Source organism: Streptomyces sp. NPDC085927, assembly GCF_044540975.1.
GTDB classification, from domain to species: Bacteria; Actinomycetota; Actinomycetes; order Streptomycetales; family Streptomycetaceae; genus Streptomyces; species Streptomyces hirsutus.
Genome location: NZ_JBITSN010000005.1, coordinates 314,817 through 338,319, shown reverse-complemented (window position 1 = coordinate 338,319; position 23,503 = coordinate 314,817). Strand labels below are relative to the sequence as shown.

Below are 23,503 nucleotides of genomic sequence, written 5' to 3'. Positions count from 1 at the left end.
TGAACTGTAGGCACGCGATCCGCAGTGGCCTCGGAAACCACACGGACAACGTTGTCACATCCACCGAGAGCAGAGGCATCCCCCGTCATGTGGAAGTCCGACAGGCCGCATCCACCGTCGCCCCCGCCGGGGCGCCGCAGACTCCTGGCCGCCCTTGTGGCCCTGGGCACGCTCGTGACCGGGCTGGTTCCCGCGTCCGGTGCCGCCGCCTCCCAGAGCCGTGAGGTCGCCGCGTTCGACGCCGTCGACCCGTTCATCGGCACCGGGCTGGACCCCACGCAGAACAAGGGGAACAGCGCGTACGGGAACACCTGGCCGGGAGCCACGGTGCCGTTCGGCATGGTGCAGTCCTCCCCCACCACCTACCGCTCCTCGGACGGCGACCAGAAGGGGGGCTACGAGTACACCGCTGACAGGATCCGCGGCTTCGGCATGACCCGGCTCTCCGGAACGGGCTGCGAAGGCCGGTACAGCGGCTTCGACTTCCCGGTGCTGCCCTACACCGGCGAACTCCCCGACGGTTCCCTGCCGTCCAGCCCTGCCGGGTCGATCACCGACTACTACCTGGGTTTCGACCACGACGGTGAGAAGGCGGACCCCGGCTACTACTCGGTGGATCTCGCCAACGGTGTGGAGACCGAACTGACCGCCACCACGCGCACCGCGGTGAGCCGGTACGACTTCCCCTCCGAGGGTTCCTCGACGCTGCTGTTCGACGTGGCCGGTTCCAACAACCGGGTCTTCGGCAGCGAGGTGAACGTCGAGGGCAGGACCGTCAGCGGGTGGGTGGAGACCGCCTCGGTGTGCGACGAGGGCGGACGCTACCGGGCGTACTTCTCGACCACGTTCGACCGGCCCGTGAAGGCCCACGGCACCTGGCAGGGCCCCGAGACCCGGCCGGGCGCGGACAGCGCCTCCGGTGGTGACACCAAGCACGGGGCGGGCGCCTACCTCGTCTTCGACCGCGGGGCGAAGGTCACCGCGAAGACCGGCCTCAGCTACGTCAGCGTCGCGAACGCGGCCCACAACGCGGCGGCCGAGACCCGCGGCAAGGGCTTCGACCAGGTACGCGCGCAGTCCGCGCGGGTGTGGCGGGACGCACTGGGCACGGTCGACGCCGCCGGTGGCAGCCGTGAGGAACGGGTGAAGTTCTACACCGCGCTCTACCACGCGCTGCTGCACCCGAACGTCTTCGACGACGTGAACGGGCAGTACCGGGGCTACGACGGCAAGGTGCGCCGCGTCGCCAAGGGCCGTCACCACTACGTCACCTACGCGGGCTGGGACATCTACCGCAGCCAGGCCCAGCTGATCGCCCTGCTGTTCCCGAAGGTCGGCAGCGACATCAACCAGTCGATCACCGACATGGTGCGCCAGACCGGCAACTGGCCCAACTGGCCGCACCTCAACCAGGCGCAGCAGAAGATGAGCGGCGACTCGCTGCAGTCCGTCGTCGCCTCCATCGACGCGTTCGGCTCCACCGACTACGACCGGCGGGCCGCGCTCGGCCTGATGAAGTCCACGCAGGACCTGCCCGCCGACTCGACGCTGCGCCGGCACGCCTACCAGTACGCGGCGGCCGGTTTCATCGAGAACCGCAAGGGCGACTCCGCGACGTCGAAGACGCTCGAGTACGCCGTCGACGACTTCGGCATCGCCCGGCTCGCGGAGCGCCTCGGCGACCGGGGGACGTACGACCGCTACATGGCGCGGGCGCAGAACTGGCAGAACGTCTTCGACGACGCCAGTGACCACATCCGGCCCCGGGAGCGGACGGGATTCGACCGCGGCTTCGACCTGGGTGAGCGGGGCAACCAGTTCGAGCAGGCCACCGGCTACCAGTACGGCTGGATGGTGCCGCACAACGTGGGCGGGCTCATCGAGAAGCGCGGCGGCATCGAGGCCGCCACCAAGGCCCTGGACGACCACACCCGCGTTCTCGACGCGGGCGTGTACAACACCTCCGGTGCCTATCTGAGCAACCAGCCCAGCTTCACGATGCCGTTCGTCTACAACTGGCTGCGGCGGCCGCACCGTACGGCGGACGTGCTGCGGCGGGCCGTGGACGAGATGTACGACACCACCGAGCGGGGCCTGCCGGGCAACGACGACCTCGGCTCGCTGAGCAGCTGGTACGTCTGGGCCGGCATCGGTCTCTTCCCCGCCGTCCCGGGCACCTCCGAACTGGTCGTCAGCGGGCCCATGTTCGACCGGGTCACCCTCGACAGCGCCGACAGCAGGCGGAGGATCACGCTGAAGTCGCCCGGTGGCGACGAGGCGCGTTACGTGACGTCGCTGAAGGTGAACGGCCGGTCCACCACCCGGTCCTGGATCGACGAGCGCTTCACCCGCGAGGGCGGCACGCTCGACTTCCGCATGGCCCGGACGCCCGGCACCTGGGGCACCGGCGCCGCCGACGTCCCCCCGTCGTACACGGACGGCTCCGACGCCCGGAACAACATCGGCATCACCCCGGACGGCCGGGGCACCCTCGGTTCGCTGGACCTGAGCGACAACTCGCTGTCACGGGAGCGGCTGGCCGCGGCCGGGGCCGCGCCGGGGGCCACACTGCCGCTCGGCGACACGGGCGTCGAGTTCACCTGGCCCGACACCGGGCCCGGGCAGCCCGACAACTGGATTCCGCACGGCCAGCGCATCGGGCTGGGCGGCGTCGCGGCCACCGGTGTCTCCTTCCTCGGTCTGGCCACCAACGGGCCGGCGCAGGGCACCGCGGTCGTCGAGTACACCGACGGCTCCACGCAGTCGGTGCCGGTGCAGTTCACCGACTGGACGCCGGGGACGAACCACCAGTTCGGCAACGAGCCCCTGGTGACCACCACGGGACGCAACCGGGCCTCGGGTGGTGCCGACACCGTGGAGACCAAGGTCTTCGCCACGCGGCCCCGGCTGCTGGATCCGGCGAAGCGGGTCGCCGCCGTCGTGCTGCCGCAGGGCAGCGACCGTGGTGTCATGCACGTGTTCGACGTCGCGCTCACCGACAAGCCGGACCTGGAGGTTCCCGGTTCGGCTCCGGAGCGCATCGTCCTGACGCCGACCGAGAAGCCGGAGAACTCGCAGGCCGTCACCTGGAGCACGGCCGCCGCCCTCACCTCCGGCGAGGTGCGGGTCCGCGAGGCCGGCGGCGAACAGTGGCGGACCGTCCGGGCCCGCGCCAACGAGGAGCTGTCCGCCGGCGGCGAGCAGGTGCGGACGCACTCCGCGGTCCTCGACGGCCTGTCACCCGGCACCGAGTACGAGTACCGGGTGGGCACGGGCGACCGGTTCAGCCCCGCCCACCGGTTCACCACGGCGCGTCCCGCGGGCGAGGAGTTCACCTTCCTCTACTTCGGCGACGCGCAGAACGAGCTGTCCTCGAAGTGGGCGCCGGTGGTGAAGCAGGCCTACGACCGCTACCCGGACGCCGTGGGCAGTGTCAACGCCGGCGACCTGGTCAACACCTCGGGCAACGACAGCGAGTGGCGCGACTGGTTCGGCGCGATGGACGGCTACAGCCGGACGACCAACGTCATCGCCGCGCCCGGCAACCACGAGTACGCGGGCGACACCTTCCTGAAGAAGTGGAAGTCGACGTTCGAGTACCCGGGCAACGGTCCGGGCGGCACCCCGGCCCGTGACAACAGCCCCGCCGAACGGCAGCGGGCGGCGTACGAGGCGCACATGGCCGAAGCCCTCGCCGAGACCGCGTACTACACCGACTACCAGGGGGTGCGGTTCCTCTCCCTCAACGCCGGCACGGGTGACGCGCGCCGGCTGATGACCCCGGACGACCTGCCGGCGTGCACGGAGAACTGCCCCGACCCCGAGAAGCTCTGGCTGGACCTGCAGGGCCGCTGGCTGGACGCGGCCGTCGAGGACAATCCGGGCAAGTGGGCGGTGGCGGTCTTCCACCAGCCGGTCTTCTCCGGTGCCGAGGGCCGCGACGAGAAGGCGGTGCGCGACGCCTGGCTCCCCGTGTTCCGGAGCAGCGGCATCGACCTGGTGCTGATGGGCCACGACCACGTGTACGCCCGCGGGTTCGCCGACGAGGACGCCACCGGCATGCCCGGCGTGACGACCGGGCCCGTCTACACGGTGGCCGTCTCGGGGCCGAAGTACTACGAACTCGCCCCCGAGGACGACAACGTGTGGACCCGCAACGGTGCGACGCAGGTGGTCCGCGCCGGTCACACCTCCACGTTCCAGGGGATCAGGGTCACGAAGGACCGGCTCCACTACGAGGCCGTCGTCGCGGCCAAGTGGGACGACCGGTCGACCACCGACAAGGAGGTCGGCGAGGTGCTGGACTCGTTCACCGTCACCAAGTACGACGACGGCACGAAGTACGTGACCGAGGAGGGGATACCGGCGCCGCCCGCGCCGACGTCCGGACGCTGAACGCAGGCGGCCGGACGCTGAACGCAGGCGCCGCCGCGGCCGGCTACGGCCGACGAGACCGCCGGCCCGTGCCCCCGGACCCGGTCCGGGGGCACGGGCCGGCCGCGCGGCCCCGCCGCGGCCGGGCGCCCGCCGTCCGTCAACCCGGCCGGTGTCCGGTGTCGGAGTCGTCGGGGTCGACCCCGGTGAAGGCGTCCTCGTCCTTCGTGCCGCTGGGGCGCCCGGAGCGGCCCCGGCGCCCGGTGCTCCGCACGCCCTTCTCCTGCTCGGCGCCGTACTCCTCGCCGCGCCGGGCGTCACTGCGCACGACGTCACCGGGGACCGAGGTGTGCTCCTCCTCGGTGCGCTTGCGTCCCGGTCCGCGCGAGGGGGCGTGCTCCTCCGTGTGGAAGGACCGGTGAGCGCTCGGGTTCTCCTGCTGCCGTGTCTCGTCGACGTCCGGGGACCAGCCGTGGTGCTCGGTCCCCTTGTGACGGCTTGCCCCGCCACCGGAGGGTTTCGACGGTTTGCGCTCCTTGGCCATGTCTCGGCCCACCTGTCCGCTGTCGTAGTCGTAGGCGGCACGTCTCCTGAGTGCCCAGGACAGTAAAAGTCTCCCACTTGCTCCCATCGCGGGCATATCGGCTGGCCCACGGGAGGTGGGCCCGGCGTGAGCGCGGGCGAGCCCGGCGGCCGTCTGCCACGTGGCGGGAGCGGTCACTCTGTCGAGTGAGAAGCGGGATTCATGTCGACGCTCGCGCCCCGCCATGGCCGACGATCGCAGGCAGCCGGTCGCCCCACCGTCACGGCCGCGGTACCCCGGGAAGGGTCGTCATGCGCATCCTGCTCATCGCCAGCGCGTACAACAGTCTCACTCAGCGCGTGCACGCCGAGTTGCACGGCCGCGGGCACGCCGTGGCCGTGGAGGTGACGCCCCGGGGCCCGGACGTGGTCGCCGCCGTCGGCCGGCACGAACCCGACCTGATCGTGGCGCCCATGCTGAAGACGGTCGTACCGCGAGAGGTGTGGACGGCCAGGACCTGTCTGATCGTCCATCCCGGGCCCGTCGGGGACCGCGGACCGTCGTCCCTGGACTGGGCGGTCCACGAGGACGCCCGGGAGTGGGGTGTCACCGTCCTCCAGGCCGAGGAGGAGATGGACGCGGGGCCCGTCTGGGCCACGGCGACCTTCCCCGTGCCCCGGGTGGGCAAGAGCGACCTGTACCGCAACGAGCTGTCCGACGCGGCTCTCGACGCGGTGCTGACGGCGGTCGAGCGGTTCGCGTCCGGCAGCTGCGCCCCCCTCGACCAGCGCACCCTGCCGAGCACGCCGGGTGCCCGGACCCGCCCTCCGATGCGCCAGGAGACGCGCCGCATCGCGTGGGCCGACGAGGCGACCGAGACGGTCCTGCGCAAGCTGCGCGCCGCCGACTCCCAGCCCGGCGTCCTGGACGAGCTGCTCGGCGGGGAGTGGTTCCTGCACGGCGGCCACGCCGAGCGCGGCCTGCGCGGGCGGCCCGGCGAACTGCTGGCGACCCGGGCGGGCGCGATCTGCCGGGCCACGGCGGACGGCGCGGTCTGGATTCCCGAACTGCGGGCCCGTACCGGTGCCGGTGCGCCGAGGGCCTGCAAGCTGCCCGCGGTCCACGCCCTGGACGGCCGGCTGCCGCGGCTGCCGGACCTGCCCGCTCCCGTACTGCCCTGCGCGGACGACGCCGGCTGGTCGGACATCCGCTACCGGGAGGAGGGGCCGGTGGGAGTGCTGTCCTTCTCGTTCCCCGGCGGAGCGATGTCCACCGGCCACTGCCGACGCCTGCTGGAGGCCTACCGGGCGGCCTGTGACCGGCCCACCGCCGTGCTGGTGCTCGGCGGCGCCCGCGACTTCTTCTCCAACGGCATCCACCTCGGCGTCATCGAGGCGGCCTCGGACCCCGCCGCGGAGTCCTGGGCCAACATCAACGCCATGGACGACCTCGTCGAGGCCGTCCTGAACACCACCGACCGCCTCGTGGTCGGTGCGATCGGTGGCAACGCCGCCGCCGGTGGCGTCATGCTGGCGCTGGCCGCCGACGAGGTGTGGTGCCGCTCCGGTTCCGTGCTCAACCCGCACTACCGGCGCATGGGCCTGTACGGATCCGAGTACTGGACGTACAGCCTGCCGCGCCGGGTCGGCGCCGCGACGGCCGAGCGGCTGACCCGGGAGGCGCTGCCGGTCAGCGGTGCCTCGGCCCGGGACATCGGCCTGGCCGACCGGCTGATCGAGTGCCCTCCCGCCCGTTTCACCGCCGAGGTCACCCGGCTGGCCGAACGCTGGGCGGGTTCCCCGGGGGCGCAGTCACGCCTCGCCGCGAAGAAGGCGGAGTACGAGCGCCGGGAGGCCGTCACCCCTCTGGCCGCGGTACGCGCGCGGGAACTCGCCCGCATGCGCAGAATTTTCTTCGACCCCGACGCGCCGTACCACGCGCTGCGCCGGGCGTTCGTGCGCAAGGAATCGGCTCCTGTCGGCCCGGCCGCCACGCGTGCGGAGGCGGGCGAGCGGGTCGACGCTTGGCAAGGAACCCGGCCGGTCAACCGGCTCTGCCGTAATTCCTCCCCAGGAGGCGTTGATGAACGCAGCAACCCCGGCCACCAGTGAGGCGCCTGAGACGTCCAGCGCGGCCGGCACGGACGAGAAGCCGATCCACATCCTCTGGATCAACGCCGGGCTGAGTTGCGACGGTGACTCGGTCGCCCTGACGGCGGCCATGCAGCCCAGCATCGAGGAGATCGCTCTGGGCGCCCTGCCCGGACTGCCGAAGATCGCCGTGCACTGGCCGCTCATCGACTTCGAGTGCGGACCGGTCGGTGGCGCGGACACGTTCATCGAATGGTTCTTCAAGGGGGAGCGCGGCGAGATCGACCCGTTCGTCCTCGTGATCGAGGGATCCATCCCGAACGAGGCGATCAAGAAGGAGGGCTACTGGTGCGGCTTCGGGGACGATCCCGAGACCGGCCAGCCCATCACCACCAGCGAATGGATCGACCGGCTCGCCCCGAAGGCGCTGGCGGTCGTGGCCATCGGCACCTGCGCGACCTACGGCGGCATCCACGCCATGGCGGGGAACCCGACCGGCGCCATGGGGGTGCCCGACTACCTGGGCTGGGACTGGAAGTCCAAGGCCGGGCTGCCGATCGTCTGCGTGCCGGGCTGCCCCATCCAGCCCGACAACTTCGCCGAGACCCTCACGTACCTGCTCTACCAGGCCGCCGGGTCCGCGCCGATGATCCCGCTGGACGACAAGCTCCGCCCGACCTGGCTGTTCGGGGCCACCGTGCACGAGGGATGCGACCGCGCCGGCTACTACGAGCAGGGGCAGTTCGCAACCTCCTACGACTCCCCCAAGTGCCTGGTGAAGATCGGCTGCTGGGGGCCCGTCGTGAAGTGCAACGTGCCCAAGCGCGGCTGGATGAACGGCATCGGCGGCTGCCCGAACGTGGGCGGCATCTGCATCGCCTGCACCATGCCGGGCTTCCCCGACAAGTTCATGCCGTTCATGGACGAACCCCCCGGCGCCAAGCTCTCCAGCACCGCCAGCGGCGCCTACGGGGCGGTCGTCCGCAAGCTGCGGACCATCACGGCGAAGACCGTGGACAAGGAGCCAAAGTGGCGGCACACGGGCCGGAAGATCACCACCGGCTACCGGCCGCCGTGGTGAGCGCCCCTCCCCCGCTCCCCCGCCCCGCCTGACGCGAAGACCCGCTCACCGACCCGACCGACCGAAGGGCAGCACCGACACAATGGCGACCTCGACGACGACCGGTGACGGCACCGGCCTGGTGGAGATGGCATGGGACCCGATCACCCGGATCGTGGGCAGTCTCGGCATCCACACGAAGATCGACTTCAAGCAGAAGCGGGTCGCCGAGTGCTACAGCACCTCGTCGGTCTTCCGCGGCTACAGCGTCTTCATGCGCGGCAAGGATCCGCGCGACGCCCACTTCATCACCAGCCGTATCTGCGGCATCTGCGGTGACAACCACGCCACCTGCTCGGTGTACGCGCAGAACATGGCGTACGGGGTGAAGCCGCCGCACCTCGGCGAGTGGATCATCAACCTCGGCGAGTCCGCGGAGTACATGTTCGACCACAACATCTTCCAGGAGAACCTGGTGGGGGTCGACTACTGCGAGAAGATGGTCCGCGAGACCAATCCGGGGGTGCTCGAACTCGCCGAGCGCACCGAGGCGCCGCACGCGGCCGAGCACGGCTACCGCACCATCGCCGACATCATGCGCTCGCTCAACCCGCTGGAGGGCGAGTTCTACCGGGAGGCGCTGCAGGTCAGCCGGTACACGCGGGAGATGTTCTGCCTCATGGAGGGCCGCCATGTGCACCCCTCCACGCTGTACCCGGGCGGCGTCGGCACCATCGGTTCGGTCCAGCTGTTCACGGACTACATGAGCCGCCTCATGCGCTACGTCGAGTTCATGAAGCGGGTCGTGCCGCTCCACGACGACCTGTTCGACTTCTTCTACGAGGCGCTGCCCGGCTACGAGGAGGTCGGCCGCCGGCGCGTGCTGCTCGGCTGCTGGGGCGCGCTCAACGACCCCGAGTACTGCGACTTCACCTACGCCAACATGACGGACTGGGGGCGCCGCATGTTCGTCACCCCCGGCGTGATCGTGGACGGCAAGCTGGTCACCAACGACCTCACCGAGATCAACCTCGGCATCCGCATCCTGCTGGGCAGTTCGTACTACGAGGACTGGGCGGGCAAGGAGCAGTTCGTCACCCACGACCCGCTCGGCAATCCGGTCGACCCTCGCCACCCGTGGAACCAGCACACCATCCCCGCACCGCAGAAGCGGAACTTCGACGACAAGTACAGCTGGGTGATGTCCCCCCGCTGGTTCGACGGCAAGGACCACCTGGCGCTCGACACGGGCGGCGGACCCATCGCCCGTCTGTGGTCCACGGCCCTGTCGGGGCTGGTCGACATCGGGTACGTCAAGGCGACCGGGCACAGCGTCGTCATCAACCTGCCCCGCACGCTCACCAAGCCGGAGACCACCTTCGAGTGGAAGATCCCGCAGTGGAGCAACGCGCTGGAGCGCAACCGTGCCCGCACCTACTTCCAGGCCTACGCCGCCGCCGTCGCCCTGCACTGCGCGGAGAAGGGTCTCGAGGAGGTGCGCGCCGGACGCACCCGGACCTGGGAGAAGTTCGAGGTGCCGGACGAGTCCATCGGCGTCGGCTTCACCGAGGCGGTGCGCGGTGTCCTCTCCCACCACATGGTCATCCGGGACGGGAAGATCGCCAACTACCACCCGTACCCGCCGACGCCGTGGAACGCGTCCACCCGTGACACCTACGGCACCCCCGGTCCCTACGAGGACGCGGTGCAGAACACGCCGATCTTCGAGGAGAACACCCCCGAGAACTTCAAGGGCATCGACATCATGCGCGCCGTGCGCAGCTTCGACCCGTGTCTGCCGTGCGGCGTCCACATGTACGTCGGCGACGGCAGGACCGTGAAGTCGATGCACGTGCCCACCGGCCTGAGCGGTCTGGGCGGATGAGCGGGGCGCGAGGCGGGACGGACGCGGAGACGGCCGGGCGGGCGGTCGAGGAGATCCTCGACCGTCTCGCCGCCGCCGGCGACCGCGCGGCGTGCGAGGCCGCCGAGGAACTCGTGCGGGGCCTCATGGAGTTCTACGGTGCCGGATTCGCCCGTTTCCTGGACCTGCTCGGACGTGATCCGGACAGGCCGGCCCGGGAGGCATGGGACGCCCTCCTCGGTGACGAACTCGTCGCGAGCCTCCTGGTCCTGCACCGGCTGCACCCGGACGACGTTCCCACCCGTATCACGCGGGCGCTGAACGCGGTCCCGCATCCCGTGGAGAGCGCCGGGTTCGACCCGGCCACGGGCGGGTTGCGGCTGCGGCTCACCGGATCGGGCGGCTGCGGCGGCACCCGTGAGGCCGTCGAGCAGGCGGCGCGGGACGTCCTCGCCTGTTTCGCACCGGAGGTGACCGCGGTGGTCCTGGAGGCGGACACGGAACGCGAACCGGTCCTCCTCCAGATCGGTGCGGGCCCGCCGGGCCCGTCCGGCCCGAACGGCCGGCCGCCGGCCACCACCGCGCCGTGAGCGCGCTGCCGGCCGGACCGGAACGGCTCCGGCAGCCTTCCGCGCCCCGGGGCCTGTTCCGTTTCACCGGGCCCCGTCCGCCCCGCGAGGAACGCTGCGAGCTGTGCGCGGCGGTGCTGCCCGACGAGCGTCACCGGCACCTCGTGGACGTCGAGAACCGTGCGCTGGCCTGCGCCTGCGGTCCCTGCGCCCAGCTCCTGGACCGTACGGGCGCACCGACGGGCCGCTTCCGCACGGTTCCCGGCCGCTGCCTCAGCGACCCGGGGCACCGCTTCGACGAGCAGACCTGGGAGCGGCTGCGCATCCCCGTCGGCGTCGTCTTCTTCTTCCGCAACTCCGCACTCGACCGCCTGGTCGCGCTCTATCCGAGCCCGGCCGGAGCGACCGAGAGCGAACTGGAGCCGGATTCCTGGCAGTCCGTCCTGGACGGCTCGCCCCTGGCCGGAGTCCTCGAACCCGACGTGGAGGCACTGCTGCTGCGCCGCCACCAGGGGCGGGTGGAGTGCTACCTGGTGCCGATCGACATCTGCTACGAACTGGTGGGCCGTATGCGACTGACGTGGCAGGGCTTCGACGGGGGCGCGGAGGCGCGGGCCGACCTGGACGCCTTCTTCGCCCGGGTGCGGGGCCGGGCCGGGGAGTTCGGGGGTGGCCGGTCGTGACCGGGTTCACCTTCGCGTGCACCGGTGTGCGCGCCGACCCGTACGCCGCGGGCCCCACGCTCGTGTTCCGGCTGCGCATCACCGCCTCGCCGGGCACCCGGGTCCACGCGCTGGCGCTGCGCTGCCAGATCCGTATCGAGCCCTCGCGCCGGGGCTACGGCGACGCCGAGGCCGAGGCACTGGCCGACCTGTTCGGGGAGCGGTCCCGCTGGGGCAGCAGCCTCCACCCCGTGCAGTTCGCCCACGTGCCCGTGATGGTGCAGGGGTTCACCGGCGAGACGGAGACCGATCTGGTGGTGCCCTGCACCTACGACATGGACATCGCCTCCTCCCGCTACTTCCACGCGCTGGAGGAGGGGGAGGTCCCGCTGCTGATGCTGTTCTCCGGTACGGCCTTCACCGGAGCCGGCGGCTTTCAGGTCGAGCCCGTCCCCTGGGACCGGGAGGCCACGTTCCGGATGCCGGTGAAGACCTGGCAGGAGATGGTCGAGCAGCATTTCCCGGGATCGGGCTGGATCCGTCTGCCCCGGGACACCATGGACGCGCTGCTCGCCCACCGGTCGCGGCAGGCGCTGCCCTCGTGGCAGGCGGCCGTCGAGCACCTGCTGCACGCGGCCGGGGAGAGGACGCCGTGACCACGACGACGTTCACTCCCCGGGCCGAGGCCCGGCTGGCGGTGGCACGCCACGTCGCCGACGCCGTGCTGTTCGAGGGGTACGTGCTCTACCCGTACCGTGCCTCGGCGGCCAAGAACCGGCTGCGCTGGCAGTTCGGCGTGCTCGTGCCGCCGTCCTGGACGGCGGTCGCCGCGGAGCACGACGTCCAGCGGACCGAACTGCTGATGGAGCCCCGCCGGGGCGCGGCCCTCGCCGTCGAGGTGCGCTTCCTGCACGCCCAGCGGCGCACGGTCCAGCGCGCCCTGCCGGACGGCGGTTTCGAGACCGTACGCGAACTGCCCCTGGACGACCGGGTGCTGGTGCCGTGGGACGAGGGCCGTGAGGAGCGGGTCCGCCTGGTCGTCGGTGTGGACGAGCTGACAAGGACCGGTACCGTCGTGCCCTTCGCCCGTCCGGCGGCCGAGGAGACCGAGCCCGTCACGGACGCCACGGGAGCGGTCGTGGGACGGCTGGTGCGGCGCCGTGAGGAGATCGACGGAGTCCTGCGCCTGTCGGCGAGCCCGCTGGACGGACCGTACGCCACGCAACGGCTGCGGGTGGTCGTGGAGAACACCAGCGGCTGGCTGCCCGAGGACGGTGCCGGCCGTGACGCGGCGCTGCCCCGTTCCCTGGTCGCCACCCACACACTGCTGTATCTGGACTCCGGGCAGTTCCTGTCGCTGGCGGACCCGCCCCAGTGGGCCACGGGCGCCGCGGCGGCCTGCCGCAATCTGCACACCTGGCCCGTACCGGCCGGTGAGCCGGGCTCCCGTGACCTGGTGCTCTCCTCTCCGATCATCCTGGAGGACCATCCGGCCATCGCCCCGGAGAGTCCCGGCGCCCTGTACGACGCCACGGAGATCGACGAGATCCTCGCGCTGCGCACCGCCGCCCTCACCGACGAGGAGAAGCGCGAGGCCAGAGGCACCGACGACCGGGCGGTAGCGGTGATCGACCTCACCGACTCGATGCCGGCGGAGATGCTGGAGCGACTGCACGGCGCGGTGCGGAGCCTGCGCGAGGTCACCACGCCCGGGGCTCCCGGGGTGTCCGCGCCGCGGTCACCGACGCCGGACGTGCCGGGGTCCGGCGACGGCGCCGGGGCGTCCGGCGTCTTCCGGGAGGACGGCTTCGTACGGCAGGACACACCCTGGTGGGATCCGGGCGCGGACGCCTCCGTGGATCCCGCCCGTGATCACGTCCTGGTCGAGGGACGGGAGGTGCGGGCGGGCAGCCGCGTCGTGCTGCGGCCCGGGCTGCGCCACTCCGACGCCCAGGACCTGTTCGTCGCCGGCCGGCGCGCCCTGGTCGAGGCGGTCCTGCACGATGTCGACGGCGGCGTGCACATCGCGGTCACCCTCGAGGACGACCCCGGCGCCGACATCCGCCGCGAACAGGGCCGGTACCTCTACTTCCAGCCCGACGAGGTCGACGTCGTGGACCGCGAGGAGACCTCATGACCAGCGGCCCGGCGGCCCGTCCGCACACCCTGGTCGCCGGGGTGGGCAACATCTTCCTCGGCGACGACGGCTTCGGGGTGGAGGCCGTCCGTCGGCTGACCGAACAGGGGTGCCCGGCGGGCGTCGAAGTCGCCGACATCGGCATCCGCGGCGTCCATCTGGCGTACCGGCTCCTCGACGGCTACGACACGCTCGTCCTCCTCGACGCGACGGCACGCGGAGGGGAACCCGGGACGCTGTACCTGATCGACGCCACGGAGCCCGCGGGCCGGCAGCCACCGGACGGTGTCGCCCTGGACGGCCACCGGATGTCGCCCGATGCCGTACTGGCCCTGCTGGGCACCCTGTGCGCGGGCACCGGAGCGGTGCCGCCGCGGCGCACCCTGGTGGTCGGCTGCGAACCCGCGACCGTCGAGGAGGGCATCGGCCTCAGCCCGCGGGTGGCCGACGCCGTGCCCGGGGCGGTGCGCATGGTCGGCGAACTGATCCGGGACGAAGCCGTCGTCCGGCCCGCACACCCCGTCGTACGGCCGAGCCCCGCCGGCCGGCGAGAACACCTTCCGTCCTCAGGAGAGCAAGCATGAAGAAGCGCCTCGTCGGCGGTGCCACGGCCGCCGTCACCGCAGCGGCCCTGGCAGCGCTCGTCGCGAACGTCTGGCCGGACGTCCGGCGTTATCTGCGCATCCGCAGGATGTGACACACCGGACGCCCGCTCGACGGCCCAACCGGCGTGCCCCGAAAGAGCTATGCGTCCGCCTCGTCCCGGCGTGCCGGTCGGGCGGGCGGTGCGAGCCCCCTACTACTGGGCGGTGCGACACGACCCCGGCCCAGGACGGAGAGGCGATGCACGAGATGTCCGTCGCCCTGTCGATCGTGGACCAGGTCGAGCAGGCGGCACGGTCCCGTTCCGCGCACGGTGTGCAGAAGGTCCGTCTCGACATCGGCGAACTCGCCGGAGTCGTCCCCGACGCACTCGCCTTCTGCTTCGAACTCGCCTGCTCCGGGACGGTTCTCCAGGGCGCCGAGCTCGTCACCGGGTTCGTTCCCGGCCGGGCGTCGTGCGCGCCGTGCGGGCGGACCTGGGAGACCGGGATGCCCCCGGACATGATCTGCGCCTCCTGTCGCGGAGGCGCCACCGAGCTGCTGTCGGGCCGCGAGCTGAGGATCACCGAAGTGCACTGGGCCGCGGATTCCCCCGCCCCCGCCCCCGCACCTGCCCCGGCAACCCTTCACGAGGAGAGCTGATGATGTGCCGCACAGTCGACCTCCGGCAGGCCGTGCTCGCCAAGAACACCATGGCGGCAGGCATCCTGCGCACCGAACTGTCGGCCCGGGGGACGACGGTGGTCAATCTCCTGTCGAGCCCCGGCAGCGGCAAGACGGCCCTGCTGGAACGTGAACTGCTGCTGGCGCGGGAGCGCGGTATCAGGTCCGCGGCCCTGACCGCGGACCTCGCCACCGAGAACGACGCCTCCCGCCTGGCCCGTTCGGGTGTCCCGGTCAAGCAGGTGCTCACCGACGGGCTGTGCCATCTGGAGGCGGACATGCTCGCCGGGCATCTGCACGACTGGCTGCCCGAGGGCACCCGCCTGCTGTTCGTGGAGAACGTGGGCAATCTCGTCTGTCCGGCCTCCTACGACCTCGGTGAGTCGCTGCGCGTGGTCCTCGCCTCCGTCACCGAGGGCGAGGACAAGCCGCTCAAGTACCCCACCTCGTTCGGTCTCGCCCAGCTGGTGATGGTCACCAAGTCCGACCTCGCCGGGCCCGCCGAGTTCGACGAGGCCGCTTTCCGCGCCCACGTGGAGCAGGTGAATCCCGGCGTGGACGTGGTGCTCACCTCCGCACGCACCGGTGAGGGGGCCGGTGTCCTGGTCGACCGGGCGCTCGCGGCGGCCGAGGGGGACCCCGTTCACGCTCCGGTGATGGCCCGGGCGCAGGCGTGAGCACCCTCCCGCCCGCCGGCGTGACGGCCGACGTGCGGCGCGCCCGTGTCGTCGTACGGGGCGTGGTGCAGGGGGTGGGTTTCCGCCCCTTCGTGTACGGGCTGGCCACCGGTCTGCGGCTCACCGGGCATGTCACCAACACCGGCGACGGCGTGGTCGTGGAGGTCGAGGGCCTGCCCGCGGCCGTCGATCTGTTCTGTTCCCGCCTCCTGCCCGACGCTCCCCCGCTCGCGGTGGTGGAATCGGTGGAGACGACCGGGATCACCGCCGTCGCGGACAGCGGGTTCCGCATCGTCCCGTCCCGCGCCGACGGTCCCGTCCGCACGCTCGTCGCGCCCGACACGGCGACCTGCGACGACTGCCTCGCCGAGCTGGGCGACCCCGCCGACCGGCGCCACCGGCACCCGTTCGTCACCTGTACGCACTGCGGGCCGCGTTTCACCATCGTCACCGGTCTGCCGTACGACCGTGAGCACACGACGATGGCGCGCTTCCCCCTGTGTCCCGACTGCGCCCGCGAGTACCACGATCCCGCCGACCGGCGGTTCCACGCACAGCCCGTCGCCTGTCCGTCCTGCGGTCCGCGCCTGCGGCTCGTCGCGGGGCCCGGTGTCACCGCGCCTCCCGGCGACGACCCCGTCGCCGGGGCGCGCTCACTGCTTGCCGCGGGAGCCGTCCTCGCCGTCAAGGGCCTCGGCGGCTACCACCTGGCCTGTGACGCCACCCGGCCGGAGGCGGTCACCGTACTCCGCCGCCGCAAGGCCCGCGGGGACAAGCCGTTCGCGCTGATGGCCGCGCACGTGCGGGACATCGAGCACCTGGTGCACATGAGTGCCGCGGAGCGGGAGTTGCTCACCGGGCGGGCGCGGCCCGTCGTCCTGATGCGACGGCGCACCGGCGCCCGGGCCGTACCCCGCACGCTCGTTCCCGCCGGCGCCGTCGCGCCGGGCAGTCCCGATCTCGGCATCATGCTGCCGTACACCCCGGTGCATCACCTGCTGCTGGGGACCGCGGATGCGACGGCGCCCGCGGGGGCACCCCGTCTGCTGGTGATGACGAGCGGCAACGTGTCGGGGGAACCCATCGTCACGGACGACGAGGACGCCCTGGAACGGCTGGCCGGTCTGGCCGACGCATGGCTCACGCACGACCGGCCCATCCACGTGCCGTGCGACGACTCCGTGGTCCGCGTCTGTGACGGCGAGCCGCTGGTGCTGCGCCGCTCACGCGGCTATGCCCCCCTGCCGGTCACCCTGCCCGTGCCGGTGGTCCCCGCGCTCGCCGTCGGCGGCGATCTGAAGAACGTCTTCTGCCTCGCGCAGAGCGACAAGGCCTGGCTGTCCGCCCACGTCGGGGACATGGACGGCCTGGCCACGCAGCAGGCGTTCGGCCGTGCCGAGCGGCAGCTGGAGGCGGTGACCGGTGTGCGTCCGACGGTGCTGGTCACCGACGGCCACCCGGGGTACCGGTCGGGTGCGTGGGCGCGGCGGCACGCCGAGGGCCGCCCGGTGGTCCGGGTCCAGCACCATCACGCGCACATCGCCTCCGTCCTGGCCGAGCACGGCGTGGCGGCCGGTGACCGGGTGATCGGGGTGGCCTGCGACGGCACCGGGTACGGGGACGACGGTGCCGTGTGGGGCGGCGAGTTCCTGGTCGCGGACTACGAGGGTTTCCGGCGGTTCGCCCATCTGGCCTACGTACCGCTGCCCGGTGGTGACGCGGCGGTGCGACGGCCGTACCGCATGGCACTGGCGCATCTGCACGCGGCGGGCATCGCCGCCGGCTCCGACCTGCCGTGCACGGTCGCCTGCCCGCCCGGTGAACTTACCGTCCTGGGAGCCCAGTTGGCGCAAGGGCTGAACTGTGTGCCGACGTCCAGCATGGGCCGGCTCTTCGACGCCGTCGCGTCCTTGGCGGGGGTCTGCCAGTACGTGGGATACGAGGCGCAGGCGGCGATCGAACTGGAGGCGGCGGCGGTGGCCGCCGGTGACGTGGCCGACGACCCGCGCTACGTCTTCCGACTGGAAGGGCCTCCGGACCCGGGGGGAGCGCCGCTCACCGCCGCCCCGGGACCCCTGCTGACCGCGGTCGTCGAGGACGTACGGCAGGGCGTGCCCGTGGGTGTGATCGCCGCTCGCTTCCATCTCGCCGTCGCCCGCCTGGTGCGGACGGTGTGCGCGGCGGCCGGGGAGGCCACCGGTCTGCGGACGGTCGCGCTGACCGGCGGCGTGTTCTCCAACACGCTGCTCTCCTCGGCCTGCGCGCACGACCTGCGCGCGGACGGTTTCACCGTGCTGCGCCACCGTGAAGTCCCGCCGAACGACGGCGGACTGGCCCTCGGACAGATGGTGGTGGGCGCCCGGGCACGAGCCGGGACCGGGTGACGGGCGCGGGCACCGAGCAACGAGCCACGAGCCACGAGCCACGAGCCACGAGCCACGAGCCACGAGCCACGACAAGAGAGGAGACACGTATGTGCCTGGCGGTACCCGGCAAAGTGCTGAGCATCGAGGAACGGGACGGCACCCGGATGGCCACCGTCGACTTCGGCGGAGTGGTCAAGGAGGTGTGCCTGGAGTACCTGCCCGACCTGCGGGTCGGTGAGTACGCCATCGTCCATGTGGGCTTCGCCCTGCAGCGGCTGGACGAGGAGTCGGCCCACCGGACCCTGGAGCTGTTCGAGAACCTCGGCATGCTGCAGGAGGAGTTCGGCGATCCATGGGAGCAGGCCGCGCAGGCCGGCGGCAGTGACGGTCTCGGCCGGGAGGTGCAGCGATGAAGTACATCGACGAGTTCCAGGACCCCGATCTGGCGGCGCGGCTGCTCGACGACATCAGGGCGACGGTGACCGGGCCGTGGGCGCTGATGGAGGTGTGCGGCGGCCAGACCCACAGCATCATCCGGCACGGCATCGACCAACTGCTGCCCGATGAATTGGAGTTGATCCACGGGCCGGGTTGCCCGGTGTGCGTGACGCCGCTGGAGGTGATCGACAAGGCGCTGGAGATCGCCTCGCGGCCGGAGGTGATCTTCTGCTCCTTCGGCGACATGCTCCGGGTCCCGGGTACGGGCCGTGACCTGTTCCAGGTCCGCGCCGAGGGCGGTGACGTGCGCGTCGTGTACTCCCCGCTCGACGCGCTCCGGCTCGCGGAGGAGAACCCGGACCGGGAGGTCGTGTTCTTCGGCATCGGCTTCGAGACCACGGCACCGCCCAACGCGATGACGGTGCACCAGGCCCGCAGGCGCGGCATCCGCAACTTCAGCCTGCTCGTCTCGCATGTCCGGGTCCCGCCCGCGATCGAGGCGATCATGCAGTCGCCGGACTGCCGGGTGCAGGGGTTCCTGGCGGCCGGGCATGTGTGCAGCGTGATGGGAACAGCCGAGTACCCGGCGCTCGCCGAGCGGTTCCGGGTGCCCATCGTGGTGACCGGTTTCGAGCCCCTGGACGTCCTGGAAGGCGTACGGCGGACCGTGCGACAGCTGGAACGGGGGGAGCACACGGTCGACAACGCCTACCCGCGGGCGGTCCCGCCCGAGGGCAACCCCGCCGCGCGGGCCATGCTGGACGACGTCTTCGAGGTCGCCGATCGCGCCTGGCGCGGCATCGGCGTCATCCCGGACAGCGGCTGGCGCCTGTCGGCGCGCTACCGGGACTACGACGCCGAGCCCCGCTTCCAGGTCGGGGACATCACCACGCTCGAACCGGCCGAGTGCCGCAGCGGAGAGGTGCTCCAGGGGCTGCTGAAGCCGCACGAGTGCGAGGCGTTCGGGACGACGTGCACCCCGCGCACGCCGCTCGGCGCCACCATGGTCTCCAGTGAGGGTGCCTGCGCCGCGTACTACCTGTACCGGCGGCTGGACCTGCCGGCCCGGCCCGGCTCCCGCCCGGCGCCGGCCGCCGTACCGACGGCCGGCGGCGCGGCGGCCGTGACCGTCCCGAGCCGGGAGGACAGCTCCGTTGTCTGACACCACCGCACACCCGGACCTGCTCTCCTGGACCTGCCCGGCGCCGGTGCGCGACCGGCCGCGCGTGGTGATGGGCCACGGCGGGGGCGGCGCCATGTCCGCCGAGCTGATCGAACAGGTCGTCCTTCCAGGGCTCGGCGGGCCCGCGCAGAACGCGCTGACCGACTCCGCCGTGGTCGAACTCGGCGGTGCCCGGCTCGCGTTCTCCACCGACTCCTTCGTCGTCCGGCCCTTGTTCTTCCCCGGGGGGAGCATCGGTGACCTCGCCGTCAACGGCACCGTCAACGACCTGGCCATGAGCGGGGCACGTGCGGCCTTCCTGTCGTGCGGCCTGATCCTGGAGGAGGGGGTCGAACTCGACACCGTCTCCCGCGTGGCCGAGGCGCTCGGTGCCGCCGCCCGGGCGGCCGGAGTGCGCGTGGTCACGGGCGACACCAAGGTCGTGGAGGCGGGGCACGGTGACGGCGTCTACATCAACACCTCGGGCATCGGCCTGATCCCGGCGGGGGTCGACCTGCGTCCGGAGCGGGTGGTTCCCGGCGATGTCGTGGTGATCAGCGGCGCCATCGGCGTCCATGGCGTGGCCATCATGAGCGAGCGCGAGAACCTGCGGTTCGAGGTCGGGATCGAGAGCGACTGCGCGGCGCTCGGCGGGCTCGTCGACGCGATGCTGTCCGTCACGTCGGACCTGCGGGTGCTGCGCGATCCGACCCGCGGCGGCCTGGCCGCCTCGCTCAACGAGATCGCCGCGGCCTCGGGGTGCGGGGTCGTCGTCCGGGAACGCGCCGTTCCGGTGCCGCAGCCCGTGGCCGGTGCCTGCGCCATGCTGGGGCTCGACCCGATGTACGTGGCCAACGAGGGCAAGCTCGTCGCCTTCGTGCCGCGGGAGCACGCCGACGCGGTCCTGGCCGCGATGAAGGCGCACCCCCTCGGTTCCGAGGCCGCGATCATCGGTGAGGCGGTCGCGGACCATCCGGGCATGGTCGTCGCGCGGACCGGACTCGGCGGCACCCGCGTGGTGGACATGCCGATGGGGGAACAGCTCCCGCGGATCTGCTGACCGCACCGAGCCGGCCCCCGCTCCTCATGACTCGTGACGGGCGGGGGCCGGCCCGGTGTCCGTGGCCCCTTCCCGCCGGCGGCACTGCCGTCGCGGGCCTCCGTCATTTCTCCGCTCACGCGTCCCGACCGACAATGATGTTGGTGACGGCCTCAGGCGCACACGGGTCGTCCCTACATCGGTCTTGCGCCGGCAGCAGAGAGGAACCACCACGATGAGCCACCAGAAGGTGCGCGACGTGATGAGCGGTGCGGTCGTCCGGATCCAGGGCGCGACACCGTTCAAGGAGATCGCGCACCTGCTGCTCGAGTACGACATCACAGCCGTTCCCGTCGTGGACGCCGACGACCGCCCGGTGGGCGTGGTGTCCGAGGCGGATCTGCTGCACAAGATGTGGGGCCGGCAGGAGAGCGAGGCCGGTGGGCCGGGCCTGGTGCCCCAGCCGGAGAAGGCGTGGGCCACCGACGCCGCCGGGCTGATGACGTCGCCCGCGCTGTGCGCCACCGAGGACTGGAGCGTGGTGGACGCCGCCCGGGTGATGGCGCGGCACGGGATCAAGCGACTGCTGGTGGTCGATCCGGCGGGGCGGCTGAAGGGTGTGGTGAGCAGGAGCGACCTGCTGCGCGTCTTCGTGCGCGAGGACCGGGCGATCCGTACGGAGATCGTCGAGGACGTGCTGGTGCGGGCGCTCGGCGAGGCGCCCTCGGCCGTCGAGGTGAACGTGACGCACGGTCACGTCAGCCTCATCGGGCAGTTGTCGTCCCGGGCGACGGCGGAGGAACTCGAGGAGATGTGCCGCGACGTCGACGGAGTCGTCGACGTGGAGTTCCGTACGGTGCCCGAGGCCGGCGCCGACGGCGGCCCGGCGCGGGCGGGCTGACTGCGGCGGTCCGGCAGGGCCGGGCGGGGTTCGCCGCGGGCGGCCTCGCACCGGGAACCGGAAGGGGCCGTCGCATGACGGGACGGCCCCGGTGCGGTCGCTTGTCGCCCGTGGTCCGTCAGGGGCGCTGTGCCGCGATCATCCGCCGGTACCAGTGGTAGCTGTCCTTCGGGATGCGCCGCTGGGTGTCGTAGTCGACGCGGACGATGCCGAAGCGCTTGCCGTATCCGTAGGCCCACTCGAAGTTGTCGAGCAGGGACCAGACGTAGTAGCCGCGGACGTCGACGCCCCGGTCCATCGCGGCGCGCAGGGCGGTGAGGTGGTCGCGCAGGTAGGCCACGCGGTCGGGGTCGTGGACGGCGCCGTCGGTGACCCGGTCGTCCTCGGCGGAGCCGTTCTCGGTGATGTGCAGGGGCGGCAGCGCGTCCCCGTACTGCTCCTTGAGGTCCACCAGCAGGTCGGTGAGGGTGTGGGGCACCACCGGCCAGCCCATCGCGGTGTGCCGGACGTCGGGGGTCGGGACCTCCTCGTACCGGTTGTCGGTGGCCACGCGCCGGGCGGGGTCGCTCTCGCGGTACGGGGCGTCGGCGACGGTGATGGGGCGGTAGTAGTTGATGCCGAGGAAGTCCAGTGGCTGCGAGACCAGTTCCAGGTCACCGTCGCGGCGGAAGTCCTGGCCGGTGATCAGTCCGTCCCAGGTGTCCTGTTCGGTGTCCGGGTAGCGGCCGGCCAGGAGGGGTTCGGTCCACACCAGGTTGTGCAGGGTGTCGGCACGGACGACGGCGGCCCGGTCGGCGGCGGAGCCGGTGGCGGGCAGGTGGTGGTCGAGGTTGAGGGTGATGCCCACCTCACGGACCCCGGCCGCCCTCAGCGCCTGCACGGCCAGTCCGTGGCCGACCAGCAGGTGGTGGGCGGCGGCCAGGGCGCCCCGGCCCTCGCGGGCGCCGGGGGCGTGGCGGCCGACGGAGTAGCCGAGGAAGGCGCTGCACCACGGCTCGTTGAGGGTGATCCAGCGCGGTACGCGGTCGCCGAGCCGTTCGGCGACGGCGGCGGTGTACTCGGCGAACCGCTCGGCGGTGTCGCGTACGCGCCAGCCGCCCCGGTCCTCGAGGGCCTGCGGGAGGTCCCAGTGGTAGAGGGTGGCGGCGGGTTCGATGCCGGCGGCGAGGAGCTCGTCGACCAGGCGCTCGTAGAAGTCCAGGCCCTTGGGGTTCACCGGTCCGCCGCCGTCGGGCACGATGCGCGGCCAGGCGACGGAGAAGCGGTAGGAGCCGACGCCCAGGTCGCGCAGCAGGGCGACGTCCTCGGGGTAGCGGTGGTAGTGGTCGCAGGCGACGTCTCCGGTGTCGCCGCCCTCCACCAGGCCGGGGGTGTGGCTGTAGGTGTCCCAGATCGACGGGCCGCGGCCGTCCTCCCGGACCGCCCCCTCGATCTGGTAGGACGCGGTCGCGGCGCCGAGGACGAATCCGGGCGGGAAGCTCGGGAAGTCGGACATGTGCTGGGGACCCTCCTCGGGGCGTGCGGTGGTCACTTGACGGAGCCTCCGGTGATACCGGCGGCGATGTACTTCTGGGCGAGGACGAGCAGGATCGCCGCGGGCACGGCGGAGAGCACGGACGCCGCCATCACCGCGCCCCAGTCGCCGACGTGGGCGCCGATGTACTGGTAGATGCCCAGGGTGATCGGTTTGACGTCGTCGGTGGTGTTCAGGGTGAGTGCGAACATGAAGTCGCTCCACGAGAACAGGAAGGCGAACAGGCCCGAGGTGATCAGGGCGTTGCGGCTCATCGGCAGCACCACGCGGACGAAGGTGCGCAGCGGGCCGGCTCCGTCGATCTGCGCGGCCTCGACGACCTCGCCCGGGATGGACACCATGAAGGCGCGCATCAGCACGATGGAGAAGGGGATGCCGAGCGAGGCGTCCGCGAGCATCAGGCCGAAGTGGGAGTTGACCAGGCCGAGGTCGACGTAGGAGTTGTAGAGCGCGTTGGCGATGACGATGCCCGGCACCATCTGGGTGATGAGGGTGCCGAACACGATGGTGCGGGTGCCGCGCAGCCCGAAGCGGGCCAGCCCGTAGGCGGCGGGTGCGGAGACGGCGAGGCAGATGGCGACGGCGCCGAGGGAGACGACCAGCGAGGTGAGCAGGTTTCCGCCCTGGTCGCTGATGGCCTTCGAGAAGCCGGACAGGTCCAGGCTGCCGGGGACCGGGTCGACCTGGAGCAGTCCGGACTCGGGCTGGAGTGCCGTGTTGAGCATCCAGTAGAGCGGGAAGAGCATGACGCCCAGGACGAGCAGGCCCGCCACGGTGGAGCCCAGGCGGCGTCCCCGCGCGCGTGGTGCGGCGGGGGCGGGTGTGTGAGCGGCCATGTCGG

General features: G+C 72.0%; 20 protein-coding genes. 17 read left to right on the top strand and 3 right to left on the bottom strand.

Features of this window, described 5'->3' with window-relative positions:
• Nucleotides 1-87 precede the first annotated feature (87 nt).
• Nucleotides 88-4,395: a GH92 family glycosyl hydrolase gene (locus ACIF80_RS16100; RefSeq protein WP_399804713.1), complete on the top strand. Its 4,308-nt coding sequence runs from the start codon at nt 88-90 to the stop codon at nt 4,393-4,395.
• Nucleotides 4,396-4,534: 139 nt separating this feature from the next.
• On the opposite strand, the gene ACIF80_RS16095 is transcribed toward ACIF80_RS16100, so the two are convergent.
• The gene (locus ACIF80_RS16095; protein ID WP_399804710.1) at nt 4,535-4,918 is read right to left on the bottom strand and encodes a hypothetical protein; all 384 of its coding nucleotides are present in this window, start codon (nt 4,916-4,918) and stop codon (nt 4,535-4,537) included.
• Nucleotides 4,919-5,208: 290 nt separating this feature from the next.
• On the opposite strand from ACIF80_RS16095, the gene ACIF80_RS16090 reads away from it, so the two are divergent.
• The 16 genes from ACIF80_RS16090 (at nt 5,209) to ACIF80_RS16015 (ending at nt 21,128) form a co-directional block, all read left to right on the top strand.
• The gene (locus ACIF80_RS16090) at nt 5,209-7,008 is read left to right on the top strand and encodes a hydrogenase maturation protein (RefSeq protein ID WP_399804708.1); all 1,800 of its coding nucleotides are present in this window, start codon (nt 5,209-5,211) and stop codon (nt 7,006-7,008) included.
• The gene (locus ACIF80_RS16085; RefSeq protein WP_399804705.1) at nt 6,980-8,068 is read left to right on the top strand and encodes a hydrogenase expression protein HypE; all 1,089 of its coding nucleotides are present in this window, start codon (nt 6,980-6,982) and stop codon (nt 8,066-8,068) included. Before ACIF80_RS16090 ends, ACIF80_RS16085 begins: the two co-directional genes overlap by 29 nt.
• A gap of 82 nt (nt 8,069-8,150) precedes the next feature.
• Entirely contained in the window at nt 8,151-9,932 is a 1,782-nt protein-coding gene (locus tag ACIF80_RS16080; protein ID WP_399804703.1) for a nickel-dependent hydrogenase large subunit, read from the top strand.
• Nucleotides 9,929-10,501: a hypothetical protein gene (locus tag ACIF80_RS16075; protein ID WP_399804701.1), complete on the top strand. Its 573-nt coding sequence runs from the start codon at nt 9,929-9,931 to the stop codon at nt 10,499-10,501. The genes ACIF80_RS16080 and ACIF80_RS16075 overlap by 4 nt, the downstream gene beginning before the upstream one ends.
• Nucleotides 10,498-11,163, top strand: a complete 666-nt coding sequence (locus tag ACIF80_RS16070) for a DUF5947 family protein (protein ID WP_399804698.1) — start codon at nt 10,498-10,500, stop codon at nt 11,161-11,163. The genes ACIF80_RS16075 and ACIF80_RS16070 overlap by 4 nt, the downstream gene beginning before the upstream one ends.
• Complete coding sequence (locus tag ACIF80_RS16065; RefSeq protein ID WP_399804696.1) at nt 11,160-11,798, top strand: DUF6084 family protein; 639 nt, start codon at nt 11,160-11,162, stop codon at nt 11,796-11,798. Before ACIF80_RS16070 ends, ACIF80_RS16065 begins: the two co-directional genes overlap by 4 nt.
• Nucleotides 11,795-13,279 (top strand): hypothetical protein, encoded by a 1,485-nt coding sequence (locus ACIF80_RS16060; RefSeq protein WP_399804693.1) that lies wholly within the window; start codon nt 11,795-11,797, stop codon nt 13,277-13,279. The genes ACIF80_RS16065 and ACIF80_RS16060 overlap by 4 nt, the downstream gene beginning before the upstream one ends.
• Entirely contained in the window at nt 13,276-13,863 is a 588-nt protein-coding gene (locus ACIF80_RS16055) for a hydrogenase maturation protease (protein ID WP_399804691.1), read from the top strand. The genes ACIF80_RS16060 and ACIF80_RS16055 overlap by 4 nt, the downstream gene beginning before the upstream one ends.
• A complete protein-coding gene (locus ACIF80_RS16050; protein ID WP_374118310.1) occupies nt 13,860-13,976 on the top strand; it encodes a DUF6893 family small protein in 117 nt (38 codons plus the stop codon). Before ACIF80_RS16055 ends, ACIF80_RS16050 begins: the two co-directional genes overlap by 4 nt.
• Nucleotides 13,977-14,122: 146 nt before the next feature.
• Nucleotides 14,123-14,524 carry a hydrogenase maturation nickel metallochaperone HypA gene (locus ACIF80_RS16045; protein WP_399804687.1) on the top strand — a complete coding sequence of 134 codons (402 nt, stop codon included), beginning with the start codon at nt 14,123-14,125 and terminating at the stop codon, nt 14,522-14,524.
• Nucleotides 14,525-14,526: 2 nt separating this feature from the next.
• Nucleotides 14,527-15,222 carry a hydrogenase nickel incorporation protein HypB gene (gene hypB, locus ACIF80_RS16040; protein ID WP_399805282.1) on the top strand — a complete coding sequence of 232 codons (696 nt, stop codon included), beginning with the start codon at nt 14,527-14,529 and terminating at the stop codon, nt 15,220-15,222.
• Nucleotides 15,219-17,606 carry a carbamoyltransferase HypF gene (gene hypF / locus ACIF80_RS16035; protein WP_399804684.1) on the top strand — a complete coding sequence of 796 codons (2,388 nt, stop codon included), beginning with the start codon at nt 15,219-15,221 and terminating at the stop codon, nt 17,604-17,606. The genes hypB and hypF overlap by 4 nt, the downstream gene beginning before the upstream one ends.
• 89 nt (nt 17,607-17,695) lie before the next feature.
• A complete protein-coding gene (locus tag ACIF80_RS16030) occupies nt 17,696-18,001 on the top strand; it encodes a HypC/HybG/HupF family hydrogenase formation chaperone (RefSeq protein WP_399804682.1) in 306 nt (101 codons plus the stop codon).
• The gene (gene hypD / locus ACIF80_RS16025; protein WP_399804679.1) at nt 17,998-19,188 is read left to right on the top strand and encodes a hydrogenase formation protein HypD; all 1,191 of its coding nucleotides are present in this window, start codon (nt 17,998-18,000) and stop codon (nt 19,186-19,188) included. Before ACIF80_RS16030 ends, hypD begins: the two co-directional genes overlap by 4 nt.
• On the top strand, nt 19,181-20,248 hold the full coding sequence (hypE, locus tag ACIF80_RS16020; RefSeq protein WP_399804677.1) for a hydrogenase expression/formation protein HypE: 1,068 nt from the start codon (nt 19,181-19,183) through the stop codon (nt 20,246-20,248). The genes hypD and hypE overlap by 8 nt, the downstream gene beginning before the upstream one ends.
• A gap of 214 nt (nt 20,249-20,462) precedes the next feature.
• Nucleotides 20,463-21,128, top strand: coding sequence for a CBS domain-containing protein (locus ACIF80_RS16015; protein ID WP_399804674.1), 666 nt, complete (start codon nt 20,463-20,465; stop codon nt 21,126-21,128).
• 118 nt (nt 21,129-21,246) lie between these two features.
• Here ACIF80_RS16015 and ACIF80_RS16010 read toward each other — a convergent pair whose 3' ends face one another.
• Together ACIF80_RS16010 and ACIF80_RS16005 are read right to left on the bottom strand one after the other, a co-directional pair.
• A complete protein-coding gene (locus ACIF80_RS16010) occupies nt 21,247-22,623 on the bottom strand; it encodes a GH1 family beta-glucosidase (protein WP_399805279.1) in 1,377 nt (458 codons plus the stop codon).
• Between the two features lie 32 nt (nt 22,624-22,655).
• Nucleotides 22,656-23,498, bottom strand: a complete 843-nt coding sequence (locus ACIF80_RS16005; protein WP_399804672.1) for a carbohydrate ABC transporter permease — start codon at nt 23,496-23,498, stop codon at nt 22,656-22,658.
• Between the last annotated feature and the right edge of the window lie 5 nt (nt 23,499-23,503).